At 32.0% G+C, this 22,757-nt stretch carries 16 protein-coding genes; 14 read left to right on the top strand and 2 right to left on the bottom strand.

Annotation, left to right across the window (positions count from 1 at the left end; translation table 11 throughout):
• The first annotated feature begins 1 nt into the window (after position 1).
• The 6 genes from ACJ6WR_RS06195 (at position 2) to rpe (ending at position 9,220) form a co-directional block, all read left to right on the top strand.
• On the top strand, positions 2–2,782 hold the full coding sequence (locus ACJ6WR_RS06195; protein WP_409417345.1) for a TonB-dependent receptor domain-containing protein: 2,781 nt from the start codon (positions 2–4) through the stop codon (positions 2,780–2,782).
• Between the two features lie 3 nt (positions 2,783–2,785).
• Positions 2,786–4,003 carry a DUF4249 domain-containing protein gene (locus tag ACJ6WR_RS06200; RefSeq protein ID WP_409417346.1) on the top strand — a complete coding sequence of 406 codons (1,218 nt, stop codon included), beginning with the start codon at positions 2,786–2,788 and terminating at the stop codon, positions 4,001–4,003.
• A 111-nt stretch (positions 4,004–4,114) separates the two neighbouring features.
• Positions 4,115–5,338 (top strand): DUF4249 domain-containing protein, encoded by a 1,224-nt coding sequence (locus ACJ6WR_RS06205; RefSeq protein WP_409417347.1) that lies wholly within the window; start codon positions 4,115–4,117, stop codon positions 5,336–5,338.
• Positions 5,339–5,358: 20 nt separating this feature from the next.
• Entirely contained in the window at positions 5,359–7,101 is a 1,743-nt protein-coding gene (locus tag ACJ6WR_RS06210; RefSeq protein ID WP_409417348.1) for a hypothetical protein, read from the top strand.
• 80 nt (positions 7,102–7,181) lie between these two features.
• Positions 7,182–8,045 (top strand): RNA polymerase sigma factor RpoD/SigA, encoded by an 864-nt coding sequence (locus ACJ6WR_RS06215; RefSeq protein ID WP_026707723.1) that lies wholly within the window; start codon positions 7,182–7,184, stop codon positions 8,043–8,045.
• Positions 8,046–8,557: 512 nt separating this feature from the next.
• Positions 8,558–9,220, top strand: a complete 663-nt coding sequence (rpe, locus tag ACJ6WR_RS06220; RefSeq protein ID WP_323488781.1) for a ribulose-phosphate 3-epimerase — start codon at positions 8,558–8,560, stop codon at positions 9,218–9,220.
• Between the two features lie 279 nt (positions 9,221–9,499).
• Here the strand turns inward: rpe and ACJ6WR_RS06225 are convergent, their stop codons facing one another.
• Positions 9,500–10,339 (bottom strand): AraC family transcriptional regulator, encoded by an 840-nt coding sequence (locus tag ACJ6WR_RS06225; RefSeq protein WP_039111522.1) that lies wholly within the window; start codon positions 10,337–10,339, stop codon positions 9,500–9,502.
• Positions 10,340–10,424: 85 nt separating this feature from the next.
• Between ACJ6WR_RS06225 and ACJ6WR_RS06230 the strand changes: the two genes are divergently transcribed.
• Both ACJ6WR_RS06230 and ACJ6WR_RS06235 read left to right on the top strand, forming a co-directional pair.
• The gene (locus tag ACJ6WR_RS06230; RefSeq protein WP_409417349.1) at positions 10,425–11,960 is read left to right on the top strand and encodes an MFS transporter; all 1,536 of its coding nucleotides are present in this window, start codon (positions 10,425–10,427) and stop codon (positions 11,958–11,960) included.
• A gap of 627 nt (positions 11,961–12,587) precedes the next feature.
• Positions 12,588–13,913, top strand: a complete 1,326-nt coding sequence (locus ACJ6WR_RS06235) for a serine hydrolase domain-containing protein (RefSeq protein WP_409417350.1) — start codon at positions 12,588–12,590, stop codon at positions 13,911–13,913.
• Positions 13,914–14,151: 238 nt separating this feature from the next.
• Here ACJ6WR_RS06235 and ACJ6WR_RS06240 read toward each other — a convergent pair whose 3' ends face one another.
• Positions 14,152–15,099 carry a DUF4421 family protein gene (locus tag ACJ6WR_RS06240; RefSeq protein WP_409417351.1) on the bottom strand — a complete coding sequence of 316 codons (948 nt, stop codon included), beginning with the start codon at positions 15,097–15,099 and terminating at the stop codon, positions 14,152–14,154.
• A 346-nt stretch (positions 15,100–15,445) separates the two neighbouring features.
• Between ACJ6WR_RS06240 and ACJ6WR_RS06245 the strand changes: the two genes are divergently transcribed.
• The 6 genes from ACJ6WR_RS06245 to ACJ6WR_RS06270 all read left to right on the top strand — a co-directional run bounded on the left by ACJ6WR_RS06245 (position 15,446) and on the right by ACJ6WR_RS06270 (position 22,460).
• A complete protein-coding gene (locus ACJ6WR_RS06245) occupies positions 15,446–17,848 on the top strand; it encodes a hypothetical protein (RefSeq protein WP_409417352.1) in 2,403 nt (800 codons plus the stop codon).
• A gap of 194 nt (positions 17,849–18,042) precedes the next feature.
• Positions 18,043–18,714 carry a response regulator transcription factor gene (locus ACJ6WR_RS06250; protein ID WP_086895097.1) on the top strand — a complete coding sequence of 224 codons (672 nt, stop codon included), beginning with the start codon at positions 18,043–18,045 and terminating at the stop codon, positions 18,712–18,714.
• Positions 18,714–19,985 (top strand): sensor histidine kinase, encoded by a 1,272-nt coding sequence (locus ACJ6WR_RS06255; protein ID WP_409417353.1) that lies wholly within the window; start codon positions 18,714–18,716, stop codon positions 19,983–19,985. The genes ACJ6WR_RS06250 and ACJ6WR_RS06255 overlap by 1 nt, the downstream gene beginning before the upstream one ends.
• A gap of 71 nt (positions 19,986–20,056) precedes the next feature.
• Entirely contained in the window at positions 20,057–20,500 is a 444-nt protein-coding gene (locus ACJ6WR_RS06260; RefSeq protein ID WP_409417354.1) for a PepSY-like domain-containing protein, read from the top strand.
• Between the two features lie 17 nt (positions 20,501–20,517).
• Complete coding sequence (locus ACJ6WR_RS06265) at positions 20,518–20,982, top strand: PepSY-like domain-containing protein (RefSeq protein ID WP_409417355.1); 465 nt, start codon at positions 20,518–20,520, stop codon at positions 20,980–20,982.
• Positions 20,983–21,596: 614 nt separating this feature from the next.
• The gene (locus ACJ6WR_RS06270) at positions 21,597–22,460 is read left to right on the top strand and encodes a PepSY-like domain-containing protein (protein ID WP_409417356.1); all 864 of its coding nucleotides are present in this window, start codon (positions 21,597–21,599) and stop codon (positions 22,458–22,460) included.
• Positions 22,461–22,757 lie beyond the last annotated feature (297 nt).

The following is a 22,757-nucleotide window of genomic DNA, read 5'->3' on the forward strand; positions in this document are numbered from 1 at the left end:
AATGAGAAAAATTATACTAACCCTATTTTTATTAACTTTTCATGCGTTATCATTTAGTCAAGAAAAAGGAGATAAAATATCCATTGAATTTAATAACGTTGATTTAAAAACTGCATTAGAGAAAATTGAAAAAACCACAGATTATAAATTTTATTTTGATACAAATTGGCTTAATACTGTTGATGCCGTCTTAATTAATAAAAATTATGTAAATAGTTCGGTTGAAGATATATTAGATAATCTTTTTGAGAAGACTAATCTGAATTATTTTATTTCTGACAAAAAAATAATTCTAACAAAAAATAGCATCATTCACAATTCGCTACCCAACGATTATTTTGGGTCTTCATCAACTCCACAAATAGATAAAACTGAGAATAAAGACTCTGCAAAACCAATATTTCATCAACAATATGATACAATAATACACAACAATATTAATTCTGGCATAACTTACATTGGTAAAGAAAAAAAGGGAGGAGAATTAAAATCATATACTCTTTCTGGTTTTATAAAAAATGAAAAAACAAAAAAACCTCTTTCTAACGTTACGATTAGAATACGTGATAAAAACACAAGCACAGTTACCAATAATGAAGGATACTACACTATTGAAGTTCCCTATGGTCTTAATTATATTGAAATAGAGTCAATCAGTCACAAAAAAAATACGGAGACTGTCATGATTTATGGCAATGGAAAACTAGACGTAACTCTTTATGAGAACATAAATGAATTAGATGAAGTTATCATAAAGAAAGACGCAAATAAAAACGTAAAGAATGTCATTGCTGGAGTTTCTACTATAGATGTAGAAGGAATAAAGAATGTTCCTCTAGTTCTTGGAGAGAGAGACATTTTTAGAGTAGCTACAACTTTACCCGGAATAAAAACTACTGGAGAAGGTTCTGCTGGTTTCAATGTTAGAGGAGGTAAAGATGATCAAAATCTTATCCTTTTAGATAATGCCGTTTTATATAATACATCTCATTTTTTAGGATTTTTCTCTGCAGTCAATCCTTATACTACCAGTAAAGTAGATATTTATAAAGGAAGTATTCCTGCTCGATTCGGAGGCAGACTATCGTCTGTTTTTGACATTACAACAAAAAATGGTAATCCGGAAAAATTTTCTGGAGAAGGAGGAATTGGATCTGTAACAAGTAATCTTTCTATAGGAACTCCTGTTATAAAAAATAAATCTAGCTTGTTAGTTGGTGTAAGAGCTACTTATTCTGAGTGGATTTTGAAAAAAATAGATAATGAATCTTTAAATAATAGCCAAGCAGCATTTTTTGATGGTATCTTAAAATACAACCATAAAATAAATACCAACAATACTATTGAATCTACCTTGTATTATAGCAAAGATCGTTTTAGTATCTCTTCAGATTCTGTTTATAAATATAGTAATGCCCTAATTTCATTAAAATGGAACCATGCATTTAACAACAAAAGTAAAGCTGACTTAATTTTTACAAATAGCGAGTACAAATTTAATATCGACTATGATAATGGAGGAATGAATTCTTTTGATTACGGTTATAAATTAAATGAAACTCAAGTTATATTAAATGGTAATTATACACCAAATAATAAGCACGCTTTTAATTATGGAGTTTCAAGCAAACTGTATAATGTAGAACCTGGATATCTCAACCCAAAAAATCCCAACTCTACATTAATTCCAATAACTATAGCTGACGAAAAAGCAGTAGAATCTGCCGTTTACATTTCGGACAATTATAATCTAAGCGAAAAAATATTAGTTAGTATGGGGCTGCGTTATTCAACATATTCGGCATTAGGAGAATCAACACAAAGAGTTTACGGAGATAATACTCCTGTTAATGATAATACCGTTGTTGGTACTCAATATTACAAAAAAAATGAAGTGATTAAAACTTATGGTGGATTTGAACCCAGACTAGCAGTACGTTATTTATTTACTGATGATTTCTCTGTAAAAGCAAGCTATGACAAAACGTACCAATACATTCACCTATTAACCAATAATACGACTCAATCGCCTACAGATGCATGGAAGTTATCTGGCTTACACATTGCTCCACAAGATGCTCAACAATTCTCATTAGGTTTTTACAAAAATCTTGATAATGATAATATTGAACTTAGTTTGGAGGGGTATTATAAAAAATCTAACAATTTACTAGATTATAAAGTTGGAGCCGATTTAGTCTTAAACAAAAACACAGAAACACAATTATTACAAGGTGAAGGGAAAGCTTATGGAATTGAATTGTTACTTAAAAAAAATGCAGGAAAACTTAATGGTTGGTTAGGATATACTTATTCCCGTACTTTTATAAAATTGGACACTCAGTTTAATGAGGAAAAAGTAAACAACGGAGATTATTTTCCAACAAATTTTGATAAACCTCATGAGATAAGTGCTGTATTAAATTATAAGTTCACGAAGAGATATAGCGTATCAAGTAATTTTGTATATCAATCAGGAAGACCAATTACCTACCCTATTGGAAGCTATATGTACAATGGGATGGAATATACTGTATATAGTGACCGAAATAAATATAGAATACCAGACTATTATCGATTAGATATTGGATTTAATATAGAAGGAAATCATAAAATTAAGAAATTAACACACAGTTTCTGGAACATATCTATCTATAATGTATTAGGAAGAAATAATCCATATTCTATCTTTTTTGTAACAGCAAATGGAGAAATTAAAGCATACAAAACCTCCATTTTTTCTGTTCCTATTCCTACAATAACTTATAATATTAAATTTTAACAAATGAAACTAAGAATCCTACAGATTAGATACTTATACAAGTCATTTGTTTTTATACTTCTTTGTCTTACTATAAGTAGTTGTACGGAACAGTATGCCTTTAAAACGAGTACATTCGAAAATATACTTGTTATTCAGGCAAACATTACAAATGAATATAAAAAGCAAGAAATAAAAATTTCCAGATCTTATCGTTTTGAAGAAAATGGACCAACTAACGAAGAAGGTGCTACTGTGTATGTAACCGATAATGATAATAATAGCTATCAATTTGGCTTTGAAAAAATATCAGGTTTATATGTTTCAAATAGCGAATTTAAGGCAGTTCCGGAAAAAACATATCAATTAAACGTTATCACAAAAGAAGGAAAATCATACTCTTCATCAGTTCAGTCTTTAACACCTGTAAGCGAAATTCAGGTAGAACCAAAGGTAGCAACTATCAATGGAGAAAAAGGAGTGCAAATAGTTGTGAGTAGCTATGATCCAGATGCAAAAACAAAATTTTACAGATACGAATATGATGAAACATATAAGGTAATAGCACCAAACTGGAAACCTGTTAAGCTTATTGTAGCTCCATATACAACAAATGGTCATCCTGATTTTTTGGTTGTTCCCAGAACAGAAGAGGCCAGAATATGTTATACTACAAAAAAATCTGATGATTTATTTTTACTAAATACTGTAGGTTTAAGCGAAGATCGAATTAATTATCCGATACGTTTTATAGAGATCAAAAATCCTATTCTTAACGAACGATACAGTATTATTGTACGCCAGTATGTGCAGAATTTAGAATCTTATGCATATTATAAAACATTAAAAAGTTTGTCAACTAACAAAAGTATCTTCTCACAAGTTCAGCCTGGATTTAACTACGGTAATTTAAAATCAAATGATGATCCTAGTGAAAAAATAATTGGCTTCTTTGAAGTATCATCAATTTCATCAAAAAGAATTTTCTTTAATTTTAGAGACCTCTTTATAGACGATCAATATCCCCCATATTATTTCAAATGCGAAACTAGTATATACAGAAACTGTTGGGACCCTCAAATAACATGTAGAGGTCCAAAAATATTTTCTTTAGTTGCTGGATCTGGAACGGAAGAAGTATATTACGGAACTGACAAAGAAAACTTTATATTTACAACCGCACCTTGTGGAGATTGCACCAAAATTTCATCAAACATCAGGCCTTTATTTTGGATAGATTAAATAATGCATTCAAAAATGGATAGCAAATCATAGACTGTTATCTCACAAAATAACTCATTAAATAAAAATGAGATTAAAACACATAATATTAAATTTCAACAGTCAAAGCAAATGAAATTAAGAAGCCAACATATTAGGTACTTGTATAATACATTATTTTTTATACTCTTTTGCTTTACTATAAGTAGTTGTACGGAGCAGTATGCCTTTAAAACCAGTACGTTCGAAAATATTCTTGTTGTACAAGCAAATATTACAAATGAATATAAAAAACAAGAGATAAAAATCTCCAGATCTTATCGTTTCGAGGAGAGTGGCCCAACTACAGAAGAAGGTGCTACTGTTTTTGTAACCGATAATGATAATAATTCCTATTCCTTTAGTCTAGAAAAAACATCAGGCCTATATGTTTCGAACAATGAATTTCAGGCAATTCCAGGAAAAACATATCAATTAAACATTACGACAAAAGAAGGAAAATCATACTCTTCATCTGTTCAGTCTTTAACCCCTGTTAATGAAATTCAGGTAGAACCAAAGATTGAAACTAAAGATGGAAAAAAAGGAGTACAAATAGTTGTGAGCAGCTATGATCCAAATGCAAAAACAAAGTTTTACAGATATGAATATGATGAAACATATAAGGTCGTAGCGCAAAGCTGGACGCCCTATAAACTTGTGTTAGCTCCATTTACAACAAATGGTCGTCCAGATTTCATTGTTGTACCCAGAGAAGGAGAATCCCGAATTTGTTTTACCACAAAAAAATCTGATGATTTACTTTTAATGAATACTGTGGGATCGAGCGAAGATCGCATTAATTTACCAATACGTTTTATAAGTGCCAAAGACCCTATTATTAAGGAACGATATAGTATTATAGTTCGCCAATATGTTCAGAATTTAGAATCCTATACCTATTACAAAACATTAAAGAGCTTGTCTACTTCCGAGAGCATCTTTTCACAAGTTCAGCCAGGATTTAACTATGGAAATTTAAAATCTAATGATAATTCTAGTGAAAAAATAATTGGATTTTTTGAAGTATCATCAATTTCATCAAAAAGAATATTTTTTAGTTATAGAGATATCTTTATAGATGAACCATATCCTCCATATCCCTCCGAATGTGCTTACGAGTCATATAAAAACTGTTGGGGACAAACAGAAGATAGATCTTGTAGAGGCGAAAAAATACTTTCGATTGTTAATGGCCCCGGATTGGATGTCTTATATTATGGAACCGATAAAGATTCGTTTGTATTTATTACCGCAGCTTGTACAGATTGTACTAAAATTTCATCTAACATTAAACCTTTATTTTGGATAGACTAAAAAAATCAATAAGCATAGCTATGCTAATAGTAATTAATACATTAGCTACAGCGCAAAATAGTTCATTAAATAAAAATGGATTTATAAGCAGATCAACTAGCGAAAATATATTTGTTCACTTAAGCACCTCTACTCTAATTACTGGAGAAACGTTGCATTGCAAATTATATGCTGTAAACCCAGAAAATAATAAATTAAGCAGCATCAGCAAAATTGCTCATGTAGAACTTATTGACAGTGAAAATAATCTTATTTTCATGAATAAAATCTATTTAGATAACGGAAAGGGACAGGGTGATTTCTTTATACCGACAACTATTAACACTGGTAACTATAAGCTTATCGCGTATACAAATTGGATGTTAAACAAAAAAGATTCTAAAGTATCAGAAATTGATCTTGTAATAATAAATCCCTATATAAAGAGCGTAAAAAGCAATTCAATCAAAGATTCCAACTCTCAAAAAAACGAAACAAAAGTTTCTGAAACTAAATCAGATTTAGCCTTATCTCCTACTAAAGACCAAACTTTTGTGATAGAATTAAATAAGATAAGTGCAATAAAAAGAGAACAACTTTCACTTAAAATTAAATCCTTAAACGCTATTAGCGGTAAAGGAAACTATTCTCTTTCGATAAAAAAGATTGATAACTTACCTTCTAAAAAACCTTTAAATTCTTATGAATTTGTAAAGTATAATTCAAATAATAAATGGGCAAATACAATAAATGATACAATCTTATTTATACCAGAACTTAGAGGAGAAATAATATCTGGTACAATTACAAATAGTAAAGATTCAAAACAAATAAGCGACAAAAGTGTAGCATTATCTATACCGGGAACTGATTTTGGTTTTAAAATCGTTAAGACTAATCAAAATGGTAAATTCAATTTTATTTTAGATAAAAACCCCAACTACACTAATGTTGTAGCTCAGGTAATAGGAGATGACAAAAATGATTACACCATAGAAATTGATAAAACCAAACCATACACTTTATCAGAGTTAAAATTTACAGATGAGTTAAATCTTACTTCAGATTATAAAAATAGTATTGAAGAAAGATCAATTGCAAACCAAATAGAAAACGCATATTACTCCATAAAAAAAGATAGTGTAGAAGCCAATAGTAAAGCTGTATCATTTTTTAATCCATTACAGAAAGAGTATATACTTGGGGACTACACAAGTTTTCCGAGTTTAAAAGAAACAATAACTGAAGTGGTAAAAGAAGTTTATTATCGTGAAGAAGATAAAAAATACAGCCTTAATGTGAGAGATATAAACTATGATTTAAAATATTTTTCTGAGCCAACATTAGTATTAGTCGACGGATTATTAATCCAGAATGTCAACGAATTATTTGATTACAAAACAGAAAATATATACAAAATAAGTGTTGTCCCAGGAGTTTATTTTTATGGTCCAAAAGCATTTAATGGGATCATAAGTTTTACTACAAAAAGAAATGATTATGTAAGTAAAGAAACTGGGAACTATTTTTTGAAATCTGAAATTCAAAGACCTTTAAATAAAACTATCTATTTCAAACAAGATTATACTGATGGTGATAAATACAATAGAATACCTGATTATAGATACCAATTACTTTGGCAACCAGACTTAACGCTGGAAAACAAAGAGAACACAATTTCCTTTTTTACTTCTGATGTATCTGGAGAATATGAGATCAATTTAGAAGGGTTTACACAGGAAGGAATCCCTGTATCATTGAGAGAAACTTTCGAAGTAAAATAATTATTTTTAAATTTTTGTAACTTTTTTGCAACTTCATACGTATAACCATTTGTACACTTAAAAATTGAGGAGACAAAAACATGAGACAACTTAAAATCACCAAGCAGGTAACCAATCGTGAGACTGCTTCATTAGACAAATATTTACAAGAAATTGGAAAAGTTGACCTAATTACCGCTGACGAAGAAGTAGAGTTAGCACAAAAAATTAAAGCTGGTGATCAAAGAGCATTAGAAAAATTAACAAAAGCCAACTTACGTTTTGTGGTTTCGGTGGCAAAACAATATCAAAATCAAGGGTTAACACTTCCCGATTTAATAAACGAAGGAAATTTAGGTTTGATCAAAGCAGCACAACGTTTTGATGAAACACGTGGTTTCAAATTTATATCATACGCAGTTTGGTGGATTCGTCAATCGATTCTTCAAGCATTAGCAGAACAATCACGTATCGTTCGTTTACCTTTAAATAAAATTGGTTCTATCAATAAAATCAACAAGATGTATGCCTTATTAGAGCAATCTAATGAGCGTCCGCCATCTGCTGAAGAAATTGCTAAGGAACTAGACATGACAGTAAATGACGTAAAAGAGTCAATGAAAAACTCTGGTCGTCACCTATCGATGGATGCACCTCTTGTAGAAGGAGAAGATTCAAACCTTTACGATGTATTACGTTCTGGTGAATCTCCAAATCCTGACAGAGAGTTAATTCACGAATCATTACGTACAGAAATCGAACGTTCATTAGAAACATTAACTCCAAGAGAGGCAGATGTAGTTCGTTTATATTTTGGTCTTGGAGACCAACACCCAATGACACTAGAAGAAATTGGAGAAACTTTCGACCTAACTCGTGAGCGTGTACGTCAGATTAAAGAAAAAGCAATCCGTAGATTAAAACATACTTCAAGAAGTAAAATTCTTAAAACTTATTTAGGCTAATATTAGTCTTAAAGTTAGAAAGTTCATAAAGTCCAAAAGTCCCTTTAGGCTTTAAGACATTTGACTTTCGACTAAACAGCAAACAACAGTTTGATTGACTGTTCGTTTTTTGATTGATGATTGAAACTCCGGCTGATTACCGGAGTTTTATTTTTTTATACCATCAACTATTTCATCCTATAATTGGGCGTGCCCTTCCGTAAAAACTACAGGTCAGGCTTTCGCACTCGCTTTTTTTAAATCATTCCACTACGTTACATCATTTAAAAAAGAGCTCAAACAATTGCTCAATCCCTCACGCAAAACCATTTTAGTAGTCGAAGGTTTTCATGTCTTATATTGAATTTTAAACGCAAAGAACACAAAGCTTTGTGAACTTTGCGTAAATCCTTGTGCCCTTTGCGGTTAAAAAAACAGCATAAAATACCCTAATGAACTTTACATAAATCCTTACGAACTTTGCGGTTAAAAAAATTACCTTTGCAAAAAATAACACAACACACAACTACACAATGAAAAATACACTTATTGCACCGTCTGTTCTTGCTGCCGATTTTGCAAACTTACAACGTGACATCGAGATGATTAACAACAGTCAAGCCGATTGGTTTCATATAGACATCATGGATGGCGTTTTTGTTCCAAACATTTCTTTCGGAATGCCCGTTTTAGAAGCAATTAACAAACATGCAAAAAAAACTATCGATGTTCACTTAATGATAGTTGATCCAGATAGATATATTAAAACTTTTGCCGACTTAGGCGCTAATATATTAAGCGTACATTATGAAGCTTGTACACATCTTCATAGAACCTTACAAGCGATTAAAGCAGAAGGAATGAAAGCTGGAGTAGCAATTAATCCACATACAAACATAGATTTACTAGAAGATGTTATAAACGACATCGATTTGGTTTGTATCATGAGTGTAAATCCTGGTTTTGGCGGACAATCATTTATCGAGAATACATACGCAAAAGTTAAAAAACTAAAAGATTTAATTACCAAAAAAAATGCATCTACAATTATAGAAATTGATGGTGGTGTAACTAATAAAAATGCAAAACAATTAGTTGAAGCTGGAGCAGACGTTCTAGTAGCAGGAAGTTTCGTTTTTAAAGCCGAAAACCCAACAGCTACAATCGCCGATTTAAAAGCATTGACTTCTTTTTAATTTCTTTAGAAGTAAATAAAAATACAAAAGCCGAAGTATCTCTTCGGCTTTTTTTATGTTCATTGTAAAAATGTAAAGAATTTCCACGCTATCGTTGTTTTATTTACCACATAGAAACATAGATACTATATGTTATAAAGAACACAAAAAGAAATACATTCCTTTCACATAGCCAACTCTGTGCCTTTTAAATAAGTGAAACGCCTTTTTTAAGAATATAAAATCTATGTTTCTATGTGTTAAAATAATTGTACCAAAACCATTGTACCAAAACCATTCTTAGCTCAACAAAACTTTAGCTTTTCGATATCCCGTTAAACTAATGTTTCTGTGCTTCTTAAAGAATTTATTCAGATGACTTTCGTCAGAAAAACCAAATTCATCTACAATCTCATTAATTCGCATATCACTAAAACTTAATCGGTGCTCTATCAATCTAATTTTATAATTTGAGATAAAAGACTGAATCGTTTCTCCACAATGATTCTTGAAATAACTCCCCAAATACGTATCCGATATATCAAATTTCTCTGCTATTGCAGAAGCTTTCAATTTTTGAGGACACAAAATATTAGATTGAATGTAATTAATGATTTCCAAAATTCTTTTATCAGCATTCTCCTTTATCCCAACTGGTTTTATTTTAGCAATATTTCTTGCAGCAATTACAATCAATGCATTTACGTAATGAATAATTAAATCTTCATCATAAATATCTTTGTTATCAATACTATGTATCAAAGATTCTGCAATAGACTTAACAAGAAATTCATCTTCTTTACGATTTAAAATACAGCCTGATAAATGAGTTGCATAATGCAATATACATTCAATATGATCGATACTTTTCGACTTATAATCTCTTACATATTCACTATTAAGTTTAACCAATAAAAACTCTGTAGTTGTAACGATATCAAACGTATGATAATCATTTGGCGTAAGCAACATTAAATTACCCGCTTGATAAGAGATACAATTTCCGTTAATATGAAGAAATCCATTTCCTGAAATAACATAAACCATCTGGAAAAAGCTGAATTGTGAATTTCCGATAGGGCATTCATTAACCTTCTTATAAATTACCTCGACAGATTGGTGCATATTTTCTTTTCTCATCTTGCAAAGATACCTCTTTATCATAAAATTGTACCGAAATATCAGTCATACTCAGTTTATTTTTGCTAAATATAAAAACTTAAAAATGACGCAAAAATTTAAACTCACCAAAAACACAATTGCCTTAATCGCCATTTGTCTAGCCACATTAATGTTCTCACTAGAAATTTCGAGTGTTCCTGTAATTCTCCCAACTCTCGAAAAAGTCTTGAGCGCCAACCTTCGGGATATGCAATGGATAATGAATATTTATACAATTGGTTGCACTGCAGTTCTTATGGCTGCTGGAACCTTAGCCGATAGATATGGTCGAAAACGCATTCTTATCATCACTTTAATTCTATTTGGTATTTCATCCCTAATCTGTGGTTTGGCACAAAATGTAACTGTATTAATCATAAGCCGATTCTTTCAGGGAGTAAGTGGCGGTGCAATGCTTATATGCCAAGTAGCTACTTTATCCTATCAATTTCAAGAAGGAAAAGAACGCAGCAGGGCTTTTAGCATCTGGGGAATAATCCTTGGAGTCGGGTTAGGATTCGGGCCTATTATTGGTGGTTCAATCACAGCTTTATTATCTTGGGAATGGGTATTCTTAATACATGTTCCAATAGCTATTATAGCTGCTATTCTTGTTTATAGTAATGTAAATGAATCCAAAGATCCTCAAGCCAAAAAACTAGACATTTGGGGAATGCTCACCTTGTCTATATCCATTTTTGGGCTTACTTATTTTATTACACAAGGACCAGATTTAGGTTTCTCTAGCCCTATTGCCCTAGCAAGTATCCTTATTGCGTTGATAAGTTTAATACTTTTTATAAAGGTCGAAAAAACAAACCCTCATCCCATGTTTGATTTCTCGGTATTTAAAATTCGTAATTTCTCTGGCGCTATCTTTGGCTCAATCGGTATGAATTTTAGTTTTTGGCCGTTTATAATTTACTTACCTATTTATTTTCAAAGTTGCTTGGGTTACGATGTTGTAACAGTAGGACTCTCATTACTTGCCTATACCCTACCTACTCTAATTATACCTCCGTTGGCAGAATATCTTTCAGTTCGCTATCGTTCAGGAGTAGTAATTCCTTTGGGATTGTTTATACTAGGATTAGGCTTTATCATCATGAGATATGGTACCGTAGCAGAAAATCCTAGTTGGCTCACCATGCTTCCTGGTTCTCTTTTGGCAGGTATTGGCTTAGGCTTAACTAACACACCTGTAACCAATACTACAACTAGTTCTGTATCGAGTAATCGAGCAGGAATGGCTTCGGGAATAGACATGAGCGCACGAATGATTTCATTGTCTATAAATATTGCATTAATGGGTTTTATACTAGTCGAAGGAATCTTTTCTCATTTATCAACTGCCTTTTCTAAATCTCTAAATCCAGAAACATTACGTTCATTAGCAGAGAAAATAGCAGCAGGAAACTTTTCTTCTCTCAATCAAGATTTTCCTGAACTAACTTCATTAGATGCATCAGGTCGAATTGTACACGAAGCGCTTGCACATGGTTTTGACTTAATCCTCTTGTACGGAGGTTTTGGAGTCTGGATTTTAGCATTGATGAGTTTTTATTTTTTTAATTCTTCTAAAAAGACACTAAGAAACTAATTCTGTAGATCCACTGAAATTCCTTTTATCCTTTTATTCCGATAGCTATATGGAGTGATTAAATTTTTTCTCACGCAGATTTTAAAAGATTTGAGCCGATGAACGCAGATTTATTTATGCCTAATTTTTTAAATTAAATCTGCTTAAATCTGTCGAATCTGCGTGAAAAAAATCCTTTTAGATTCTTAGGTACAAAAGCACAAAGGTTTTCTGTAGATCCGCTGAAATTCCTTTTATCCTTTTATTCCGATAGCTATCTGGAGTGATTATTTTTTTTCTCACGCAGATTTTAAAAGATTTGAGCCGATGAACGCAGATTTATTTATGCCTGATTTTTTAAATTAAATCTGCTTAAATCTGTCGAATCTGCGTGAAAAAAATCCTTTTAATCTTATTAATTCTAGCACAAAAAGAAGACTTTTCATCAGTAAAAACTCCTTTCTAATAATAATCACATTTCCATTTTAGATAAATTATATTTCTTTAAATTTTAACATTTCAAAATTAAGTTCTTAACTTAGCGTAAATTCTTATTTTTTCAGTAAAACCACATCCAAAAACAAGCTGAAAAATAATTCATTCTACATTCTATTTTCTATTACCCATTAGCTAATCAATTAAGACAATATGAAACAAACCTATTTTTATTCCAGTGTATTATTTTCCTGTTCAATATTATTATCAAGTAACATTGGTAATGCTCAAGAGAAAACCAAATATCTAAATGCTGAACAGAGTGATCCTATAAAAATGGGCTGGATGGTAGGTTCTCCGCCACCTGCTGACCGTCTTGTACGTTTTGATGATGGCAGTTTTTTTCAATTTCCAGCACTAAGATGGAGCGTAGCACATATGCGCCAATTTATGCCAACAGTAAATGTTTCTCGTGGTTTAGGAAATTCAACTCCATTAGAAGCAAATATTAAAAGTGACATTGATCAAATTAAATTCAAACCTCTAAACGAGAAAAAAACAATTTCCTGGGAAGAATCGTTGCAAAAAACCTATGCCGATGGTGTTATTATCATGCACCACGGAAAGGTTGTATATGAAAAATATCTTGGAGCATTAACCACCGATGGACAACATGCTGCCATGTCTGTAACAAAATCTTTTACGGGAACACTTGGGATTATGTTGGTCGAAGAAGGTCTTATAGATCCTACCAAACTAGTGTCAGAATATATTCCAGAACTTCAAAATTCAGCTTTTGGGGATGCAACTGTAAGGCAAGTAATGGATATGACTACCGCTTTACAGTTTAGTGAGGATTATGCTGATCCTAATGCCGAAATATGGAAATTTTCGGCAGCAGGTAATCCGCTACCAAAGCCTAAAGATTATAATGGGCCTAAAACCTATTATGAATACTTGCCAACAGTTAAGAAAAAAGGAACTCATGGAGATACCTTTGGCTATAAAACAGTAAACTCCGATGTTTTGGGATGGATTATTGCCAGAGTTACAGGAAAAACTGTTGCCGAAGTTTTATCCGAAAAAATATGGAAGAAACTAGGAACAGAACAGGATGGTTATTACTCTGTAGATGCTGCAGGTACTCCATTTGCTGGTGGAGGTTATAACCTAGGTTTAAGAGATATGGCACGTTTTGGACAGTTAATCTTAGATAATGGTAAGGCTAACGGAGAACAAATTATCCCAAAATCGGCAATTGATGACATAAAAAAGGGCGGAAACAAAAAAGCATTTGCAAAAGCAAACTATACGCTGTTAAAAGGATGGAGCTACCGAAATATGTGGTGGATAACTAATAACGATAATGGTGCATTTTGTGCTCGTGGCGTACATGGGCAACTTATTTATATTGACCCAAAAGCGGATATGGTTATTGTGCGTTTTGCTTCTAACCCAGTTGCTGCAAACTCAGCTAATGATCCCTATTCTTTACCAGCTTACGAGGCTATAGCAAAATACCTTATTAAGGGGAAATAATTACCCAAATCATTTTGCTTAAACGTGAAAACATTAAATACTAATTAAAAGATTGCAACCAAAAAGTTAACTATATAAATGATGTAAGTTCATTTAAGCTAAATGCTAATTTGTTAGTCAAGCTTATATCTGCTTAAATCATTTATATGGTTAAAATAATTGTATTGAATTGTTAATGCAGTGAATGTAATCAAATCAGTACTTCAAACATAGAAGGGAATAGATACTCTCGTAATACTTACTTTGCCTTTTTCTTTCCCCGAAAAGGGTTTGAATCAAGTCTCCATATATAAGCAATTTGAAAATTTCCCGAAGACAGTCCTACGTTACCCGTATCATTATTATCTGAAAATGAAGAGAAAATCAGATTATTGACATACGATAATCCGAGAGACCATTTCTCCTTGTTATACCCTATAGCCGTTCTTGGGAAGAATGTGGGATATATTTCTATCTTTTTTTTTCCAAAGTCATCTATTCTTTCCGTACCAAAATTAGCGCCTACTGTTACAGAGCCACTAGCAAACCATCTTTTATTTATTGCCCAGGTATAGGCATATCCTCCACTTACTCCAAACTGAAAATTACGCAAGGAATTCTTGTCCTTATGCACAAAAGAACTATCTGAATCTATTTTTGTAAAATAAACTCCACCTCCTAATAAAAAACTCCCTGCCGATTTTAATTGCTTTTCGTTCTGATTGAAAGCTGCTTTATAAGAGAACTTTTTATTATTAAATACATATTGTCCAAACGCACCATATTGCTGAATATTTAAATCTGGATATAATTGTATGTTTTTATCATTATTATCAGCAGTATAAAATCCATGATATTTTTGTACAAAAAGGTCAATTATAAACTTTCGACCATAATTATGAATTTGAAAATCTAATGCTTTAGTTCTTCCCTTTTCTTTATCTTTCATAAAGTTCAAACCATATCCATAACTCAAATTAATTATTGTGTTATTTATAGACACTCCAAAGCCTAAGCTCATAGGGTTATTGGGCATGAAATTTTTAACCTTTCCATCTACTTCTTTTTCCATCGAAATAAGTTTCATTGACATATATGTCCTTAGCGAAAGTTTATTCTCAAAAGGTTTAATGTAAGTCGTATCGATTTGCGCATTGCAAAAAAGAGGAAAAGCAAAAAGGAGTAAAAAAGAAAAATATGATTTCATTGTGTTTTTAGAACGAAAATTAATACCCCTTATTATTTCAAAAAAACTTATTTAACAAGAGTTTATAAGTATATAAAAATAGTACATAATGAATTGATTTTAATCACAAATCTAGGAATTACGTCAATGAAATACGACCATTCGTCAAAATGTTGAGTGCATTTTAATAGAAAGATAATCTATTAATAAAAAGAGAGTCAATTTTACAGTTTAATTTTAAAACAATTCGCAAACTTTAAATAGTTGATTTTTTTTGTATCATTTTAAAATCTGAAACAGACTAAACTATTAAATATTAGGCTTGTAATTCATGTCCCCTTAATTTTATGATATATATTCTAAAATTATGAAAAAGACATTTTTAATTGCAATAGCCTTTAGTTTTCTCTTGATTTCTTTTTCTTGTAAAAAAGACAAAGAAGATAAAAAAGCTCAAGCAGAAAATCCTTCTGCTTCAGATTCTACAAAAACAATCGATAATGGTTGGCCACGCGAAGTAACAAACAATGATGCCAAATTAGTTTATTACCAACCACAGGTAGATGACTGGAAAGATTTTAAAGAAATAACTGCACGAATTGCATTTGCCTTAACTCCAAAAGATGGCAAAGAGGTTCTGGGTGTAGCTTCTCTAAAAGCTGGAACCTTGGTAGATAAAGATGCCAGAAGTGTATTTTTTAGAAATGTAGAAGTTACCGATATCAGATTTCCTGCTCTGGATGAAAAATTAGTTCCACAAATGGAAAAACTATTTAAAGAATTAATTCCTAAAGGAGGAGATCCTATTTCTATAGATCGTGTAATGGCAGATTTAAGTAAAACCAAAACTCCACCTAAAGGTATAGCGGTTAAAAATGACCCCCCTCCTATTTTTTATAGTACAAGTCCTTCGATATTATTGATGGTTCAAGGAGATCCAGTTTTAGTTCCGATTGAAAAAACAAATCTGAGTTATGTTGTAAATACAAATTGGGATTTATTTTTTGATAAATCGGCTAAGAAATACTATCTGTTAGTCGAAAATGTTTGGTTAACTGCTACAGATTTAAAAGGCAAATGGGAAAAGACGACCAGTTTACCTAAAGAAATGAGCAATTTACCATCAGGACAAAACTTTGATGAAGTAAAAAAAATGATTCCTCCACCAGCAAACAATACCTCTTTGCAAGTTTTCTTTAGTGATAAACCAGCTGAACTTATCGCTATAAACGGAACTCCCAAATTTGTTAAAATACCCGGAACTAAATTAATATATATTGAGAATACTGATAATGATATTTTTGCAGATGAAGGTGACGGGCAATATTATGTATTATTATCGGGCAGATGGTTTCGCTCTAAAGAACTCACTGGTCCATGGAGCTATGCGACTGATAAGTTACCTGCCGATTTTGCAAAAATCCCTAAAGATTCTCCTCGAGCAAATGTATTAGCTTCTGTTCCTGGAACACAAGAAGCATCGGATGCAGTAATGCTATCACAAGTTCCTACAACTGCTATTGTAAAAAAAGCCGATGCCGAAGCAAAAGCTAAAGTTACTTACGACGGAACTCCACAGTTTAAACCTATTCAGGGTACATCGCTTCAATACGCGAGCAACACACAAGAAAAAGTAATAAAGGTTGGAGATTTATATTATCTGTGTTTTCAGGCAGTATGGTTTATGTCTACAACTCCTAATGGCCCTTGGAAAGTAACCGATTCTGTACCTAAAGAAATCTATTCTATTCCGCCTAGCTCTCCTGTATATAATGTTACCTATGTAACCCAAACAAATGTTACAGATACAACTGTAGAAAGTAGTACGACAGCAGGTTATTTTGGAGCTTTTATTGTAGGTGCAGTAATAGGATCTGTACTTACTTATGGAACTGGATTTTACTATCCTCCATATCTTTATTATGGTCCCGGAATTTATCCTGTATATCGCCCGTGGCCATGTACTTATGGTGTTGGAGCAGTTTATAATCCGTGGTCGGGAGGTTGGGCAGCAGGAAGAGCTGCATATGGCCCATACGGATCTGTAGGAACAGCAGCTTGGTACAATCCTGCAACGGGAAGATATGGTCGTTCAGCTAGTGTACAAGGTTGGTATGGCGGGCGCACCGCAGCTGGTGGTTACAACCCTTGGACAGGAAATTATGGAAGAACAGAACAGGGTCATAATGCGTATGCACAATGGGGACATTCTGCAGCGTCCAATGGTCGCCAATGGGTACAATCTGGTCACGTAACGACAAGACAAGGAACAGTAGTTGGTTATCAAACTTCTGGTGGTAAAGAGGGCGTAATCACACACCATAGAGGCGGAGGAACTACTGTACACACCAACAATAATCTTTATGCCGGACATGATGGACACGTTTATAAAAAAGACAATAACGGTAACTGGAGTCATTATAATAATGGCAACGGCGGATGGTCTAAAGCTGGTACGCTAGGTTCTACACAACATAATGGAGATAAAATCCAGCGTGAAAACGTTCAGAAACCAAACCAAACGACTAACTCTCCTAACAGATCTCTTGGAGGAGAAACTGAACGCAATAACATACAGAAACCGAACCAAACGCTTGGCTCGCCAGACAGATCTCTTGGTGAACCAGGTCATGATAATACCATACAAGGGCTAAATCATTCGGATTTTGCCAGACAACGCGGAGAAACTCAAACACGAGATTTTCAAAACATTCAAAGAGGTGGCGGAAATAGATTAGGTGGTGGCGGAGGTTTTAGAGGTCGAAGATAATTAAGCTCTAAAATCACAACAATTTGATATTAAAAAAATAACCAATTATAAAAAAGGCTAGATACATCATTTTTGTATTTAGCCTTTTTAAATAAATTATTTAATGTAAATTCCATTAATTCCTAAATGTTTCCAGAAACCAAGTTTTATTTTGAATTCGTATTCATACATTTGAATTACATAAAACAGGTAACATGAAAATTTTAATAATAGAAGATGAAGCTGGTTTACGTGAAGTCGTGCAACAATCACTCGAAAAAGAGAAATATATTGTCGAAACCGCACATGATTATATTTCTGGACTAGACAAACTAGGCGCATACGATTATGATTGCATATTAATCGATATTATGCTTCCTAATGGAAATGGTTTGGACTTACTGAGGGAAATAAAAAATCAAAAGAAACAAAGTGCAGTTATTATTATATCGGCAAAAGATGCTGTTGATGATAAAGTAAAAGGGCTAGACTTAGGTGCCGATGATTATTTAAGTAAGCCTTTTCATTTATCAGAATTACATGCCCGAATTAAATCGGCACTTCGGAGAAACAATCACAATGGAGACAATTTAATTGTTTGGAAAAACGTAACGCTTTGCCCAGAACAACGAACAGTTTCTATAGACAATAAAGAACTAATCTTAAACAGAAAAGAATTTGATTTACTTTACTATTTTATAATAAACCCAAACCGATTAATTAATAAAACTGCAATAGCCGAATATGTTTGGGGCGACCATACAGATCAGGCAGACAATCTGGATTTTGTATATTCACAGATTAAAAATTTACGCAAAAAACTAAAAGACAGTGATGCCGAAATTGATATTCAGGCTGTTTACGGAATTGGATATAAAATGAATTAATGAAATTACAAAACTATACACTTCGCTATCTCGCACTTACGCTACTTATTGTAATCCCAATTTGGGCTGGGATTTTTTATATGCTGATTTTAGATGAAGTGCATGATAATATTGATGATGATTTAAAAAACTCTAAAATCATTATTATCCGACATACTTTTGCCGACAAAAAACTATTAAATTCTCCCGAATTCGGCATCAATAAGTTTACCATAAAGCCACTTCCCAAAGGTCATTATTCTCAAAAAGACGAATTTTCTACCTCTAAGGAATTCATGGAATATGATAACGATAACGAGCCTATCAGAACATTAAAAACCATTTTTAATGATGATAAAGGTAATCCTCATGAATTAATTATAAAAGCATCAATTGTAGAAGAAGATGAATTACTCGAAGATCTATTTCTCGCTTTAATAGGTTTGTATGTTATGCTTGTTATTAGCATATTGGCGGTAAACCATTTGTTATTAAAAAGAATCTGGAAATCGTTTCATATCATTTTAGAAAATCTTAAAGAAATTAAATTAGGAACTGGCAGCCGATTAAAACCTATAAATTCTCCTATTGATGAGTTTAATGTTTTGGCAAAAGAAGTAGAGAAAATGCTAAATCGTAATGAAACAATTTATTCTAGTCAGAAACAATTTATAGAAAATGCTTCACACGAATTACAAACTCCTCTGGCGATTAGCATTAACAAACTCGAATTATTTGCCGAGAATAGTACACTTTCTGATGAACAAATGATGGAGATAGGTAAAATAACAGATACACTGACTCGATTAACAAGATTGAATAAATCGTTATTGATGTTATCCAAAATAGAAAATCAACAATATTCTGAAGAAGAAAGCGTCAACTTTAATAAACTCATATTAGTATTAACAGAGGATTATGCAGACTTAGCTGAATTCAAAAAAATAAAAATCACGGTAACCGAAAATGATACTTTGTTTTTTATGATGAACAAAGGATTAGCCATTGCATTAATTAGTAATTTATTAAAAAATGCTTTGATACATAATCATCCTGATGGTTTTGTAAATTTTGTAATAAACAAGAATGATATCATCATTTCGAATAGTGGTAATAATTCTCCATTAAATCCTGAAGCTATTTTTGGCAGATTCTATCGCCATACCACAACCAATGAATCTACCGGTTTAGGTTTGTCTATCGTAAAATCTATTATAAATAATTACTCAATTACTATCGAATATTTGTTCACCGGAAATCATCAATTCAAAATTATTTTCCCAAAAAAGTAGTCTTTTATTTATTTTCCTAATTGTTTCCAAATTCTGGTTATACACTTGTACCAGAATTAAAAACATCAATTATGAAAACTAAATTAAACTTGGCTACATGCCTAATAGCAGGATTAGCATTTGGACTTTCTGCAAATGCACAAAAAACAGTAATTACAAAAAATGCTTTACCTGCAAATGCTCAGACTTTTTTAAAAACTCATTTTCCAGGACAAGAACCTGTTAATATTATTGAGGATAAAGAAACCTTCTCTAAAGATTACAAAGTTCAGTTTACAAATTATATAGAAATAGAATTTGACGGAAAAGGAAATTGGGAAGAAGTAGATGGTAATCACCAAGCAATTCCAAGTAGTATAATTCCTAAAAAAATAACATCTCACGTTACTACTAATTTTGCAAATACGACAATAACCAAAATTGACAAAGGAACTTGGGGATATGAAGTAAATTTAAGTAACGGTCTTGAATTAGAGTTTAACTCTAAAGGCAATTTTATAAGAATTGATAATTAACATTAAATACAACAATCATGAAAAAAATAATCTTATCTGGCTTTATAGCCTTAACACTTTTATTCTCGGCAACATCTTGTGACAGCGATGATGATAATGATCATGAAACAATAATTAGTGCCACCGATTTACCTCAACCGGCAACTGCATTTGTTACTACATATTTTCCTGATGCTACTTATAAGCTTATAACTAGACAAAATATTCCTGATGCCGATGGGTCAATTTATGATGTTTTACTAAGTAATAATTTCGACATTGATTTTGATGCTAAAGGAAATTGGATTGATATAGATGGAAATCATCAGGCAATTCCGGTTGCTTTGATTCCTACAAAAATCAATACTTATGTAACTACAAATTATCCTGATCAATTTGTAACATCAATCGATAACGAAAAAACGTTTATAGAAATAGAACTTTCTAATAATCTGGAACTAGTTTTTGATCTTGAAGGAAATTTTCTTCGAATAGATAAATAAAAACAAAACTGCATCATACTCTAAAAGCTCCGAAATTTTATCTCGGGGCTTTTTTTGCTGGAGATTTTAAAATTTTTCTGCCACAAATTACACGAATTTACACAAATTTTTAAGCGTATCGATAGGAAACCTTTGAACCTTTGTAACTCAGTACCTTTCTTTAGCCACTGATTAAAATAATTTTTTTCACGCAGATCCGACAGATTTAAGCAGATTTAATTTAAAAAAATAGTAATAAATAAATCTGCGCTCATCGGCTTAAATTTTTTTAAAATCTGCGTGAGAAAAAATTTACCCATTCAGAATAGCTATCGGGGTAAAAGAATAAAAAGGAATTTTTCAGCACATTCAGAGAAACCTTTGCGCATTTGCATCTCAGCGCCTTAGAACCTTTTCCTAAAACTTTTCGGTTAATTTTTTCGCCTCAAATTTCACGAATCTACACAAATCATTAAACCGTTATAAATCACTATAATCTTTTTAAAAACATATCGTCAATAAAGATTAATCTCCCTTACTATCTCTTTTGCAAAAAAATAAGAATATTCCTAAATGTTTCCAGGTTCAGGTTATAATATTGCTGTATAATAAAATAACAATTTAATACTACTACCATGAAAAAAACATTTTTAACAAGTTTTACAATTTTATCAATTTTGCTTTCAACAACCTCTTGCGATAGTAATGACGGTCTTGTCGCAGTGGATAAAACTGTAATCGAGCCAACTAATCTTCCTGCTACAGCAAAAACATTTACCGAAACCTATTTTCCTAGTCCTGTATATAAATCAACAGTAAAATTAAATACACCTAGTTTAAATGGAACTATTTATGATGTTTCGCTTGCAAATGGTTTCGAAATAGATTTTGATGCTAACGGAAACTGGACTGAAATAGATGGAGGTAATCAAGCAATACCTACTGCTTTAATTCCAGAGAAAATTAATGCTTATGTTGCTGCAAATTATCCTGGTTTGTTTATCGTACAAATCGAAAACGAAAAAACTAAATACGACGTAGAATTATCTAATGATCTAGATTTAGTTTTTACTACACAAGGAGATTTTGTTAGAATAGATCATGATGGAGATAATCATAATGAAGTTGTTGTTAATCCAGCTGACTTACCACAAACAGCAAAAACATTAATTAGCACACATTTTCCAAATGCAACAATTAGATTGGTAGAAAAACAAAATAAACCAGATGCAAACGGTACTGTTTATGCTGTTTCGCTTTCAAACAATTTTGAAATTGATTTTGATGTAAATGGAAACTGGACAGAAATAGACGGAGGTAGTAAAGCTATACCTGTTGCTTTAATTCCTGCAAAAATCAATACATATGTTACAACCACTTATCCAGGTTTATTCATAACATCTATTGATAATGAAAAAACATATACTGAAGTAGAACTTTCTAATGATACAGATTTAATTTTTGACACTCTTGGAAATTTCCTTAGAATAGACAAATAAAAATATAATTATATAATACCATTCTAAAAGCTCTGAAATTTAATTTCGGAGCTTTTTTTTAAGTCTGTGATTGAAAAGGAACGCAGATAAAACAGATTCGCTAAAGCGAAAACACGGATAAAAACGGATTTTAAAAGTTTAAATTTGTGAAAATTTGTGCAATTTGTGGTAGAAAAAATTAACCAAAAAGCTCACAATACCGAAGTGTTGGGATAATCTGTCGCTGAAAAGGAACGCGGATAAGACAGATTCGCTAAAGCGAAAACACAGATAAAAACGGATTTTAAAAGTTTAAAT

It is taken from the genome of Flavobacterium sp. PS2 (assembly GCF_046250155.1).
GTDB lineage: Bacteria > Bacteroidota > Bacteroidia > Flavobacteriales > Flavobacteriaceae > Flavobacterium.